The sequence below is a fragment of the Moraxella sp. ZY200743 genome (assembly GCF_050885545.1).
In the GTDB taxonomy this organism is placed as follows: domain Bacteria; phylum Pseudomonadota; class Gammaproteobacteria; order Pseudomonadales; family Moraxellaceae; genus Moraxella; species Moraxella haemolytica.
The window spans coordinates 1,915,160-1,928,430 of the sequence record NZ_CP091313.1; the positions used below are offsets into that span (position 1 = coordinate 1,915,160).

Genomic DNA, 13,271 nt, shown 5'->3' on the forward strand with positions numbered 1-13,271 from the left:
TTATATGGAAGATAGATTTATATTCTAAGAAAAATTGACTATAATAACCGCTTATTTTTTATTTACAGCCAACTTATGACCATCAAACTTATCGTAGGGCTAGGAAATCCTGGCAACGAATATAAAGACACCCGCCACAACACAGGCTTTTGGCTTGTGGATAGAATATCAGATGCTTTTAATATCAGTCTAAGCCATGACAAAAAATTCCACGGAGATGTCGGTCGTGGCATGATTTTTGGGCAAGAGATACGCCTACTAAAGCCAAGTACTTTCATGAACCGTTCAGGTCTTGCGGTCGCAACTTTGGCAAAATTTTATAACATTCATGCTAGCGAGATTCTCATCGCTCATGACGAGCTTGATATTCAAGCAGGTGCGATTCGCCTAAAGACTGGCGGTGGTCATGGTGGGCACAACGGTCTAAAAGATATCGTGCCACACATCGGCACTGATTGCCACCGCCTACGCATTGGTATCGGACACCCAGGTCATGCCAGTAAAGTCAATGGCTGGGTACTATCCAAGCCAAGTGCTGATGATTTTATCGCCATTGATAAAGCACTTGACTGCGTCATGTCAAACTTAGCTTTGATTATGTCAGGTGAGCTAGATAAAGCCAGAAACACCATCAACGGATTTAAACTTGGCTAGTTTTTTGCCTGCTGTATCATTGGTTGATATTTTTATTAATTATCGGAATCTTTATGTTGCTCTTTTTATCAGCGGTTGCTGTTGGTTTGGTATTACTCGTATTTAGTGCTGATGCGTTTATTGACGGTGCTGTTGGTATTGCCACCAAATACCATGTACCCAAAATACTCATTGGTACTCTTATCATCGGTGTGGGTACATCAGCCCCTGAGATGGTCGTATCGGCATTATCGGCACTGGCAGGCAGTCCTGGTATTGCTTTGGGCAATGCCTACGGTTCAAATATCGTCAACATCACCCTTGTACTTGGCATAACCGCACTCATCGCCCCCATCGTCATTCAAAAAGACGCCTTAAAAGCTGACTTTCCTTGGCTCATCGGCGTAACCGCACTGACCGTCATACTAATGATAGATGGACATCTTGGCAGGCTAGACGCCATCATCTTACTGATGGTACTGCTCGCCAATATCGCCACCCAAATCCATCTCACCAAAACGCATACCAAAGCCATCACAGAAAACTCATTACCAACCACCCATAAAGAGATAGAACCAAAAGAAGATAACGAGCTACCAAGTCCAGACGAGATACACATCGGCAAATCACTTATTGGACTCATCATTGGTTTGGTTGTGATGATTGCAAGCTCACGCTTGGTTGTCTGGGGGTCGGTAGAGTTGGCAAGACTTTGGGGCTTATCAGATCTCATCATTGGACTGACCATTGTCGCTATTGGCACTAGCCTGCCTGAGCTTGTCTCATCTGTCATCGCTGCTCGCCGTGACGAATTTGATTTGGCATTCGGTAATGTACTTGGCTCAAACATCTTTAATACCCTTGCGGTCGTGGGCATTGCTGCCGCCATTGAACCGATGGCAGTGAATGCCGAGATTCTAAACCGTGATATTTTGGTCATGTCCGCATTGACAATCGCTTTATTTTTACTAAGCGTCCTTGCTCTAAAAGGCAATGGCAAAATCGGTCGTGGTGTTGGAATCGGCTTTATTACCTGTTTTATTGGTTATAGCGTATGGCTTGTCATTAGTGCAACCGCTTAGTCTAATCTGCACATCAATCCAATCAAAAACTATAAGCAAAGTCGCCCCAATTCTTTAGCAAGAATGGCGCACCCATTAGTCCCAAGCATCTCATAATAAAGCCAGTTTTTCACGCCAGAAATCTGGCTTATTTTGTGTCAGCTCATCAAAAAACACCACCATCAACAAAAATGGGTAAAACTTCGCCATTACCTACAGTAAAGTTACTCAATGTTATTTAGTATTAAAAAAACAGATTTTTATTATCAATTATTTAAATTTATTGCTTGATTTTTGAATTTTGTCATGCTAACCTAGCCAAACCAAACATTCTTGTATCAATTGATTGCAAAATTGATACCATTGGTAATATTGTCTTAAAGTCTTTCTTCTGCCATGCCTATTGAGTATCAAATAGACACCGCCAAGATTGATTTATTTGTTAAGGAGAACTGCATTCTTATGCTTAAGATGACCCCCCCCTCTAGGTTTAAATCTACCATCAAATTCTTACCTCTTTCCATGTTGGCAGCATTAGCAATGCCCGCTCATAGTTTATGGGTTAGTACACCCAATGTTAGAGATGGCTTAAAGTTATATGTCGGTGGTAATGTCAGTCCTACAATCGGCACCACTTCTAATAAATTCCGCTACACCATGGCAGACCCTGCTATTTATGGTCCTGAAGGCACACTAGAACAAGTGCTGGCAGACCAAGACCGTCAAGACGCTGACCGACGCCTAAGAGCAGAAGGCACAGACGATGCAGCTATCGAACTATATGTCAACCAAGTGCTTACCAAAGGACTGTCTCTAAATGGTTCTACATACCTAAGCTACAACAAAAATTCCAGCACTAACTATGGTGCTCTATGGGGTTTATCACTTGACTTTGGTTCTTCTGGTGATCTTGGTCGTGTTACCGTTGGTGATGGTTGGACACGCCTACCCGTTAAACAAACAGATGTGGACAACATTATCCAAAATAGAGGTAAAAATATCTTTGTACGCTATACCGGTATTCCTGACTTGACGCTAGCTGGTTATCATATGTTTTCTGCATCAAACGATGTGAATGACCCTGCTGCATACGGTCTGCACAAAAGCAATGGTGTTTCGGCAGATTACCAATTTGATTTTGGTGCCAGAAAAAACCTAACTCTTGCAGCAGGCTATACCAGAAGCGAAGGGAACAAGAACCCTCGCTATGTTGATGATGTCGCCAAAGGCAAGTCTTATCTTGTGGGCGCCAATCTACAACATAACAACCTAAAACTTGGTTTAGACTACGGTCAAAGAGAAAACACCTATAACGGTGCATGGTGGGATACACTAAAGACTGAAGTTTATGGTATAAAAGCAACTTATGAGATCACTCCACGCCTAACAGGTACACTAAGTTATGCTCATAAGACAGACAGCAACAGTAAGCCTGTTAGTCTTCAGACATTAGTTGCCCAAAGAAGTGTTGAATCTTCTTTCTTTGAGAAAGTAAAACAAGATCGCTATCTTGCCAAACTTAATTACCAACTTTACAAAAATATCAGTCTAAATGGTGAGATTTCAAACACTCGAACCAAAAATTATGTAACAGAGGGCGAATTTAGCAGACGCGACAGATTATCCGCCTCTCTTGGTGCTTCTTTTTCATTTTAATTTTTAAAGGATTTTTTATATGAATACTCAAGCCACTTTTCGTTTAACCAAACTTGCTCTTATGGTGAGTGTTGTTGGTATCAGTATGAGCAGCCAAGCAGTCTACAACCTATACACTAAAGACGGTCTTAGCCTAGACATCAATGGTCAGGTTGACATGCAAGCCACCAAAAAAGACGCCAAACACAAAATTTTAAAAGATGATGGCACCGATTGGATTACTAATGGCACCCGTCCTGATGCAAACCCAATTTCAGTACCTAGCGAAAAAGATGCAACAGATAGAAAAACTCGCTTAGGACAAAATCACGGTGTGTCTTATGTTGAGTTCCGTGCTTCTCAACAGCTACCAAATGACTGGCGTGCAACTGCCAACATCGGCTTAGGTTATAGCGATGCTCGCAACATGTACTTATCTAACTCAAGCCTGTCAATAGACAAAAAAAGCATCGGTGCCATCAGTCTGGGTCGTCAGTATCTACACACCAACTATGTCAACCGCACTGGTACTGACACTCCACTGGATATTTTTAGCAGTTCAGCACTTCGCCTAGACTACTATGGTCAAAAAGGATTGCACACCAGTGCTTATTATAGCTTCACCGGCATCAATGATGTGCGTAAAGATGACAACTCTGGCATCAAATCAGGCTATGGTGCCTCTTTAAGCTATCGTTTACCTGTTGATGCTGGTCAAAGCGTTCGCTTCGGTCTGGGCTATAGCCAAAATACAGCCAACCCAGCAATCGTTAATACCACTCTCGATAACATCGATTATCGTTGGGTGCACAATTCTCTTAATCAGTATGCCGCCAAAACTCAAGGTATTGCTGGTTCTATTGAGTATCAAGCAGGCAAATTCTTGGTTGCTGCCGATGTTGGTCGCAAAGAAGAAAAATATTCAAAAGATACAAGAGCAACTCTTGACACCAAAACCACTGATTATTTGGGTGCAAAAATTGCTTATGACATCAACCCTGTCTTCCAAGTCAGCGGTGGCTATGGCATCAAAAAAGCCAGTACTAATCTGAAAAAAGGTGCTGAGCCTCTTTCAACCACTGAGCTTGGATATTCTTATGTAGATGGCGATGAAATACACCTATTTGATACAGCAAGAGCCAAAGAAGGCTATGTTCAATTAGACTACCGTATTCGTCCAAATGTGCGTCTATACACTCGCTATGATGTAGAAGAAACTACTTATAAAGTAGCAAAAGAAGACATCAGCAAGCTTTCTGATAAGAATGTTCGTGCAGGTTTTGTTTTCACATTCTAACCAAGGCAAAGGACATGATCATCTGGCATATCCAATATGTCTGATGATCATTTTAAGGAACTTATTTATAGGAATATCTTGAATGAAACCAACCCAATTAAGCGCTCTTTCCCTTGCTCTCACTGCCTGCCTATCTTCAGGCATGGCTTATGCAGATGACGATCAGAATCAATCAAAAAAACTAAATTATCCGCATACACCTATTCATCAAGACAATCTAGACCCATTTTTGCATGGCGAATTTGGTATGTCATCAAATACAGCCGGTATAAAAAATGCGGTGCATAGCTCCAACCCTCATGCTCCTGATGATGGTATCGATCACTATGCGTCAGGCACTCAAGTTGATAAATATCGTTGGCTTGAAGATTATGATAATATCGATCCTCGCATCAGCAAAGAAACCAGCGAAGATAGAGAAAGAAATTTTATCGGTACTCGCCAAGAAGACGATAAACCCTTAGCACAAGAAACCATCAAACACCTGCAAACTGTACCACCAAAAACCTCAAGTAAGGTGAATGATTGGGTCAATGCACAAAATGCTGTTACTGAAGATTACATCTATCAACTGCCCATCTACGAACAGCTCAAAAAAAATACCGATGCGATAAAGAATGTTGAAAGTACAATCAGCAGAGTCTATCGCAAAGATTTAGGTGAAATTCGTACTTATCGCCACGCCGATGGTTTTCGTCGCATTGAGCTGATCGGTCTAGATGGCAGACGCACCGAGATTGTCAATGAAGCAAATCTGTCTGCTGATGGCAAAGCAGCGATGCGTGGGACTAAAGTAAGTAAAGATGGTACTTATGTCTCTTTCTTTGTTCGTCAAGGTAGTGCCGACTCTGACCCTTGGTTCTTGCATATTGTTAATACCAAAACAGGGAAACTTGCCACACCGATTATTGGTCGTATCAGTCGTACTAACCCAGCCATGAAATGGTTTGACGACAACACCATCTACTATACAGCGGCCGAGCAGTATCGTTCACTTGTATTCTATCGTGAGATTGGTAAAGAAAAATTCAATGATCCGATCGCCGTTCCTTTGTCTTATGTTGATGGTGCTAGCATTAACAGCATTGACTTTGATGGTGAAGATAAACGCTACATTATCATGGACACTTGGGACAGTGCTGACTCTGTCTACATCATCGACAGAAAGACAAATACCTCCTATCGTCTGCACGACAAGAAATTCTTTGATGAAGTTTTTAAATACGACTCATCTTTTAACAACAACATCTTGGCAAAACTTGTACATTTTGACCCAGAAACTCGTGATGTTTGGATCATCAGTGGTGAGAACAACCGCAAAGGCGAAATCATCAAAACCAATCTGGATAATCTAAAAAGACGAGAAGTGGTACTAACCACACCAGATGAATTTGACATCATGCGTGAGGCTTATTATCACGAAGAAGGTGATGGTTATTTCTTGGTGAGCTACCTACAACATGGTGTTAGCCGTCTTTTATTGGTTAACATGAAGACAGCCGAAACCAAAGAATTAACCCCAGTACAAGGTGCAGGTTACATCTCAAAATTATCAGGTAATGTCGTCGGTCAAGACGAAGATGATGAGGAAGATAAAGAAGCTAAAAAGCACGACCCTGAGGCTTCTGAGAACTATGTCAAGTTCCGTTTTAGCAACCCTACTTTCCCATCGACTGATTATAAATACAGCATCAGTAAAGATAAGTTTTTAGATATCCGTCGTTATGACCTTACACCATTTGATGATTCTCAGTTTGAGACTAAGCTAGTATTTTATACCGCCAATGACGGCACAAAAATACCGATGAACATCAGCTACAAAAAAGGCATTAAACTTGATGGCAACAACCCAACATTGCTATATGGCTATGGTGGTTATGGTGTCATTTATGACCAACAGTTTGGTTTCCCAGCCAACCCAATGTGGCTAGAAAATGGTGGTGTATGGGCTCACGCTTTCATTCGTGGTGGTGGTGAGTACGGCGAAGCATGGCAAAAAGCTGCTGAACACGATAAACGCTTGGTGGGTTATGATGACTTCGCCTCAGCTGCTGATTATCTAAACAGTGCAGGTTACGCCAACCCTGATCATCTTGGTATCATTGGTGGTTCTAATGGTGGTCTATTGGTTGGTGCAGCAATGGTTCGCCACCCTGAGAAGTATCGTGTGGCATTCCCACAAGTTGCTGTATTTGACCAATTCCGCCATGAAAAAGCAGGTATTACTCAATACTGGATGAAAGAATACGGTACGCCTGAAGAAGGTCGTCATGTATATAATGTTTTGATGAGCTACTCACCTTATCAAAAACTGACTGCCGGCACATGCTATCCTTCAACATTGATTCAAACCTCAAAACGAGATGACCGTGTTGTACCATCTCACTCATATCGTTTTACTGCCAAATTGCAAGAGGTTCAAAGCTGTGATAGACCTACCCTACTGCACGCTGCAGAAGATCAAGGTCATAGCCCTAACACCTATGCTGAACGCATAGAAGATGAATTGATGACCATCACTTTTGCGTTCAACGAAATGGGCGTTACAACTGTGCCAAATCTTGAGGTCAGACCAAGTGCTGATGACTTGAAGACCGAAAAATGGCGTGCTGAAGATGCTCAAAAAGAACAAGAGTATCTCAAGTACAAAGAACAGATGAAATAACCCCAAACAAAAACCGCTCAAACAGTTGAGCGGTTTTTTAATACCTCCATCAAGAGGTGATGATTGATAAATCAAGTCTAGAAAAGGTATAATAATCCCAAAATCAGCCGATAGCCAATGCCAAAGGGGTAAGCCATGAATCCTTATGCCAATCAAGAACCTTTACATTTTTCTGAGGTTCGCTTCGATGAAACACTCATTGAGAAATACAACCGCCAAGGTCCACGCTACACCTCCTACCCCACCGCCCTTGAATTTACCCCCATCGCTGATGGCATGGAGCAATCCATCCTAACAAACAAGAATGAACAAACAGCCATATCACTGTATTTTCACATTCCATTTTGTCGCCATCTGTGCTACTACTGTGGTTGTAACAAAATCATCACCAAGAAAAACAGCGATGCAGGCGACTACCTAGAGTATCTTATCAAAGAAGTCAAACATAAAAAATCCCTACTCACCCACAAACCAATCGTCAAACAGCTTCATCTAGGTGGCGGTACACCGACTTTTTTTAGTGATGATGAACTGGTGCAGTTGTGGCATTTTTTGCAGGCGGAGTTTAGTTTCGCTGATGATGGTGATTACTCCATTGAGATAGACCCAAGAGAGCTTGGCGAGCATACATTACGCACGCTACGCAACTTGGGTTTTAATCGCCTAAGCTTTGGCGTACAAGATCTAGAAGAGCAGGTACAAATCGCCGTCAACCGCATACAGCCAGAAGCAATGGTACGGCAGGTCATGAATGAAGCAAGAGAGCTTGGTTTTGGGTCAATCAATATTGATTTGATTTATGGGCTACCACATCAGACAATCGAGAGTATGGCAAGCACAGTGGCACGCATCATTGATATTGCCCCAGATAGACTATCGGTATTCAACTACGCCCACCTGCCCAATCGCTTTGCACCACAGCGCCGCATCAAAGAAGAGCATCTGCCAAGCCCTGCTGATAAACTCACCATGTTTGGCAACACCATCAACGCCCTAACCGATGCAGGCTATCAATACATCGGCATTGACCATTTCGCCAAACCCACTGACACCATGGCAATCGCCCAAAGACAAGGCGAGCTACACCGCAATTTTCAAGGTTATGCCATACTGGGCGAATGCGACCTACTGGGCTTTGGTGTGTCGTCCATCAGTCAGATTGGTCGCCATATCCTACAAAACCACACCGATTTAAACGAATACAAACGCATGATTGATGCCAATCTACTGCCTGCCATTAAGCACATAGAATCCAACCCAAAAGACGAACTGCGTCGTCATGTCATCATGAATCTGCTTTGTCATGATCGTTTAGACTTTGCTGAAGTGAGCGACCGCTTTCATATTGATGCCAAGAGTTATTTTGATAACGAACTTGCTCAGCTAAGCGATATGCAAGCCGATGGCTTGGTGAATATCACATCAAAAGGCGTGGATATTTTACCAAAAGGTCGTATCCTAGGGCGTAGCATCGCCATGGTGTTTGATGAATATCTAGCAACAAAGCACGCCAACCGCTTCTCCAAAGTGATTTAAATCTATATAAATCAAGCTCAACACCAAAAATAACCCAATCACCCCAAAAAAACACCCCAAAAAAACCGATCACGACATAAATGTGGAGCGGTTTTTTAGATGGGTTTATTCATACAAATAGTATTAAGCAAGTTATTTATCTGTTTTGGGTTTTTTCTTTCGCAAAGACGCAAAAATCCCTTCATGTTCAAACTTTGGCACTCTTAGCGTCATGGTGTTAGATAAGATATCATGCACCGCCAACCCACGGCGATTAAACCAACAAAAGATATAGTTAAACAGCAAGCCAAAAAACGCACTCAATAAAATCGCTAATCGAGAACCGTGCATCAACGCACCAGTAATATCCACCTTTTGAAGCGATGTATTACCGGTTGCTGTTAGGTTAGCAACTTGTGTATCACCTGCTGTTAACTTCTGAACGGTTGTATCACCGGTTACTGTCAAGCCACCGTTCAAGTTGGTTGGGCCAGCCTGAACAGTCAAACCATTGCCGGCAGTAGTACGACCGGTGGTTGTAAGTGTGTTTGTCGCTACTGACTCTAGGTTTTGAAGATTCTTGGCAAGTTTGACAACCAGGCCGTCAGTACCGTGCTTCAATACACCAATATTGCCATCTGTTAGGTTATTCTTATCAGCTTCACCAACAATCTTCAGCGTATCACCTAATTTACGATGGACTTCATCTTCATCATCACCAACAAACGTCAGACCTTTTTCGATTAGCTTCGTTTCTTGAGCATCCAGCTGTTGCTTATTTACCGCATCGCTAGGGTTTGTGCCATCAGCCACATTGGTAATACGTGCTGCATCACCATTGTTTTTCTGAACCTTGATGACATCAGCACCATCATTAACAATCTTCGGTCCGCCAGCATTACCTAAGGTCACACCATCTTTAAAGGTCGCCTGTTTATTAACAACCAGTGTGTTATTAAGTTGCGTTTCACCATCTACTTTCAAGATATCTTTAAAGTGGACCTCTCCACTTGCTTCTAAACCGGTTACTGTCAAGCCACCGTTCAAGTTGGTTGGGCCAGTCACATTCAGCGTACCGCCAATCGTCGCACCGTTATTCACACTCAACGCCTCTGTCGTCACCGAATCCAGTCCAGTCAATGACTTGGCAAGTTTTACTTTCAGACCTTCGCCGTCTTTCACCACACCGATGTTATTATCAGTCAGCTGAGCTTGATCAGTTTGACCACCAATAATTTTCAACTCTTCACCCAAGTCACGATGAACTTCAAGACCGTCATCGCCCTTAAATTTGAGTCCTTTGTCGGTAATCTCTTGAATTTTGGCATCAACTTGCTGTTTATTTACCGCATCGCTAGGGTTTGTGCCATCAGCCACATTGGTAATACGTGCTGCATCACCATTGTTTTTCTGAACCTTGATGACATCAGCACCATCATTAACAATCTTCGGTCCGCCAGCATTACCTAAGGTCACACCATCTTTAAAGGTCGCTTGCCCGTCAACAACTAATGTATTTTTAAGCTGTGCTTTACCCTCAACAGTCAATGTATCTTTAAGCGTCACTTTACCGGTTGCTTCTAGGCTGGTAACTTTTGTGGTACCTTTTACCTCCAGATCTTGGTTAACTGTTGTTTTTTGAAGCGAGGTATCACCAGTCACTTCCAAATTGCCCGTTAAAGTGGTATTACCAGTTACATTGAGCGGACCGGTTAAATTGGTTGGACCACCGTTTACAGTCAACGCATTTGTCGTCACCGAATCCAGTCCAGTCAACGACTTGGCAAGTTTTACGATTAATCCCTGATTATTAGGATTTTTCACCACCCCGATATTATTTTCAGACAGCTGGTCTTTGTTAGCTCCACCGGTAATGGTCAGCTTAGTGCTTAGGTTACGATGCACTGTATCTTGGTCATCACCTTCAAACTTCAGACCTCCAGCGGTAATTTGCTGAATCTTTTCATTCACTTGTTTAAGGTTAACTGCATCGCCGTTTTCTGTGCCATCAGCAATATTAGTAATCTTCGCAGGATCACCATTATTTTGCTGAACTTTGATATTGTCACCGTTACGTACAATTTGCGGACCTGTAACGGCATCACCTAAAGTCACACCTTTCTTAAAGGTTGCCTGCTCATCAACAACTAATGTATTTTTAAGCTGTGCTTTACCCTCAACAGTCAATGTATCTTTAAGCGTCACTTTACCGGTTGCTTCTAATTCTGTAACCGTTGTTTTACCAGCCACATTCAACTCACCAGTAACATCCACCTTGTTAAGCGATGTATCACCAGTTGCTGTTAGGTTAGCAACCTGTGTATTACCGGTTACTGTCAAGCCACCGTTCAAATTGGTTGGGCCAGTCACATTCAGCGTACCAACCACCACAAACACAATAGGTAGCACGCAAGCACTAATGATTCGCTTAAAGCTATCACCCCAAGTCAGTAGCTTTCCTTCGCTCGTTACCGTCTTTAATCGCCAAGTCTGCATACCTAAAGTTTGTCCAGATTTTCGCCAAAACACCCCATAAAACCCCACCAAAGTCAGCACAAACGCTGGTGTCATCACACCATTTTGATACCACTCTGGCAACGCCTTGGCGTCCTCAATCGTTGTGCCGACATCTACAAAAATCAATGTGCCAATCACCGACAGCACCGTTCCTGTCAAAAACAGCATCGCCAAAATCAACATACCATCATACAGCATGGTAAATAGACGAGTGATGGGCGTAGCGATGACAATCGGCTCATCACGAGCAGTGGCGATTGTTGGGGTTGTATGAGCTTGGGTGGTCTTGGTCATATTTTTTTGATACATCATCTGTTGATTCGTATTGCGTATTTTAACACGAAATCAGCAAATTTACCCATTGGACAAATAAAATACAAAATAAAAAAACCACCAAAACTATTTAGCTTTGGTGATTCTCTATAATATGGCACACCCGGAGAGATTCGAACTCCCGACCCCTTAGTTCGTAGCCAAGTGCTCTATCCAACTGAGCTACGGGTGCGTGATTTATCAAGATATTCAACTCAGTGTTGTCGTCTTGATGGTGGGCTATTATACTATAATTTTTTAGTATGTCAAGCCTTTTTTTAATTTATTTTTAAAATCTTTATGGACTAGAAAAATAAATGGCGGTGACGGAGGGATTCGAACCCTCGATACAGTTTCCCGTATGCATCCTTAGCAGGGATGTGGTTTCAGCCACTCACCCACGTCACCGTTTTACAAAATCCTGTGATAAATCACAGTATGTTGTGGGCGATAATTATAGCAAAATTTTCATGATTTGCAAGTAGTTTTTTCAAAAATTTCTGACAAATTTCTATATTTATTGTCATTTTATTGCTTGGCGATTTAATTTTTATCACCCACCGCCCACTCATCGCTTTTTTTGGTGAAAAATATTCACTTAGGTAGATTTTTTGTTATGATATGATTTAGTTTAATAGAACTCTTAAGGACATCTCATGAATACTACCAATATCGTCAATACCCCTACCATGCGACCTGTGGTACTGTGTTTTTCAGGGCTTGACCCATCTGGCGGTGCAGGTCTGCAGGCAGACATTGAATCCATCGGAGTGGCAGGTGCACACGCAACAGTCGCTTGCACCGCCATCACAATACAAAGCTCACAAGCGGTTTTTGGCTTTGATGCGGTATCCAGTGAACTGCTAAAGGCTCAAGCGGCGGCAGTACTTGATGACCTGCCCATCAAAGCCATCAAATCAGGTATGCTAGGCACGACAGACAACATTCAAACATTGGCGGATTTATTTAAAAGTGGTCGTATTCCCAAAGACATACCTTTTGTGTTAGACCCTGTACTCGTCGCCAATTCAGGAGGCAGCCTAGGTGATCAAGACACGCTTGTCAAGGCGTTTACCGCACTATTGCCTTATGCCACACTCATCACACCAAACACACATGAACTGCGTGCTTTGGCAGGTCTTGATGATTTACACGATTGTGCCAAAAAACTAAACCAACAAGGCGTGCGTGCGGTACTTGTCAAGACCTCGCACGATTTTCATGATGGTGATATTAAGCAGTTTTTATATGTTGATGAGCAGATTGTGCACACCAGCATCATTCCTAGATTAACTGGTGAATTTCATGGCTCTGGCTGCTCTTTGGCCAGTCATATCGCAGGACGACTGGCAATGGGCGATGATCTGATCGACGCCATCAAGCATGCCGATGCTTGGATCATCAGTACACTAAGGCACGCTGACACTCCTCACCCCAATACGCCATCAGCCCAGCTGATTCCCAATCGGTTTATTAACAACCCAGTTTAGTATGGCTGTTTGCGTTGATAAATAATTATATGCAAAAAAATTATCGGTAAAATTTTTAATCAATCAAAATACCTTGATTTTTATTCAAAAATACATTATATTAAATTTGAACGCAAGGGCGTCGGAGTTCTAAGTTAACCGAGATT

General features: G+C 42.5%; 8 protein-coding genes and 2 tRNA genes. 7 read left to right on the top strand and 3 right to left on the bottom strand.

Annotated features, from left to right (window positions below; all coding sequences use genetic code 11):
* Window positions 1-75: 75 nt before the first annotated feature.
* The 6 genes from pth (at window position 76) to hemN (ending at window position 8,827) form a co-directional block, all read left to right on the top strand.
* The gene (gene pth / locus L3D27_RS09470) at window positions 76-654 is read left to right on the top strand and encodes an aminoacyl-tRNA hydrolase (RefSeq protein WP_432481036.1); all 579 of its coding nucleotides are present in this window, start codon (window positions 76-78) and stop codon (window positions 652-654) included.
* A 53-nt stretch (window positions 655-707) separates the two neighbouring features.
* Complete coding sequence (locus L3D27_RS09475) at window positions 708-1,715, top strand: calcium/sodium antiporter (protein ID WP_432481037.1); 1,008 nt, start codon at window positions 708-710, stop codon at window positions 1,713-1,715.
* A gap of 519 nt (window positions 1,716-2,234) precedes the next feature.
* A complete protein-coding gene (locus tag L3D27_RS09480; RefSeq protein ID WP_373628818.1) occupies window positions 2,235-3,350 on the top strand; it encodes a hypothetical protein in 1,116 nt (371 codons plus the stop codon).
* A gap of 19 nt (window positions 3,351-3,369) precedes the next feature.
* Window positions 3,370-4,626 (top strand): porin, encoded by a 1,257-nt coding sequence (locus tag L3D27_RS09485; protein ID WP_432481038.1) that lies wholly within the window; start codon window positions 3,370-3,372, stop codon window positions 4,624-4,626.
* Between the two features lie 82 nt (window positions 4,627-4,708).
* Window positions 4,709-7,291 (top strand): prolyl oligopeptidase family serine peptidase, encoded by a 2,583-nt coding sequence (locus tag L3D27_RS09490; RefSeq protein WP_432481039.1) that lies wholly within the window; start codon window positions 4,709-4,711, stop codon window positions 7,289-7,291.
* 135 nt (window positions 7,292-7,426) lie between these two features.
* Entirely contained in the window at window positions 7,427-8,827 is a 1,401-nt protein-coding gene (gene hemN / locus L3D27_RS09495) for an oxygen-independent coproporphyrinogen III oxidase (RefSeq protein WP_432481040.1), read from the top strand.
* A gap of 132 nt (window positions 8,828-8,959) precedes the next feature.
* Here the strand turns inward: hemN and L3D27_RS09500 are convergent, their stop codons facing one another.
* The 3 genes from L3D27_RS09500 to L3D27_RS09510 form a co-directional block, all read right to left on the bottom strand.
* On the bottom strand, window positions 8,960-11,617 hold the full coding sequence (locus tag L3D27_RS09500; RefSeq protein ID WP_432481041.1) for an RDD family protein: 2,658 nt from the start codon (window positions 11,615-11,617) through the stop codon (window positions 8,960-8,962).
* A gap of 134 nt (window positions 11,618-11,751) precedes the next feature.
* A tRNA-Arg gene (locus L3D27_RS09505) sits at window positions 11,752-11,828 on the bottom strand.
* Between the two features lie 125 nt (window positions 11,829-11,953).
* Window positions 11,954-12,043 (bottom strand) — tRNA-Ser (locus L3D27_RS09510).
* A 281-nt stretch (window positions 12,044-12,324) separates the two neighbouring features.
* Here L3D27_RS09510 and L3D27_RS09515 point away from each other — a divergent pair.
* Window positions 12,325-13,125 carry a hydroxymethylpyrimidine/phosphomethylpyrimidine kinase gene (locus L3D27_RS09515; RefSeq protein WP_284674629.1) on the top strand — a complete coding sequence of 267 codons (801 nt, stop codon included), beginning with the start codon at window positions 12,325-12,327 and terminating at the stop codon, window positions 13,123-13,125.
* Window positions 13,126-13,271 lie beyond the last annotated feature (146 nt).

What these genes read in the sequence shown, in the direction of transcription:
- pth (WP_432481036.1), top strand. Translation starts at nt 76, where the DNA reads ATGACCATCAAACTTATCGTAGGGCTAGGAAATCCTGGCAACGAATAT.
- L3D27_RS09475 (WP_432481037.1), top strand. Translation starts at nt 708, where the DNA reads ATGTTGCTCTTTTTATCAGCGGTTGCTGTTGGTTTGGTATTACTCGTA.
- L3D27_RS09480 (WP_373628818.1), top strand. Translation starts at nt 2,235, where the DNA reads ATGCCCGCTCATAGTTTATGGGTTAGTACACCCAATGTTAGAGATGGC.
- L3D27_RS09485 (WP_432481038.1), top strand. Translation starts at nt 3,370, where the DNA reads ATGAATACTCAAGCCACTTTTCGTTTAACCAAACTTGCTCTTATGGTG.
- L3D27_RS09490 (WP_432481039.1), top strand. Translation starts at nt 4,709, where the DNA reads ATGAAACCAACCCAATTAAGCGCTCTTTCCCTTGCTCTCACTGCCTGC.
- hemN (WP_432481040.1), top strand. Translation starts at nt 7,427, where the DNA reads ATGAATCCTTATGCCAATCAAGAACCTTTACATTTTTCTGAGGTTCGC.
- L3D27_RS09500 (WP_432481041.1), bottom strand. Translation starts at nt 11,617, where the DNA reads ATGACCAAGACCACCCAAGCTCATACAACCCCAACAATCGCCACTGCT.
- L3D27_RS09515 (WP_284674629.1), top strand. Translation starts at nt 12,325, where the DNA reads ATGCGACCTGTGGTACTGTGTTTTTCAGGGCTTGACCCATCTGGCGGT.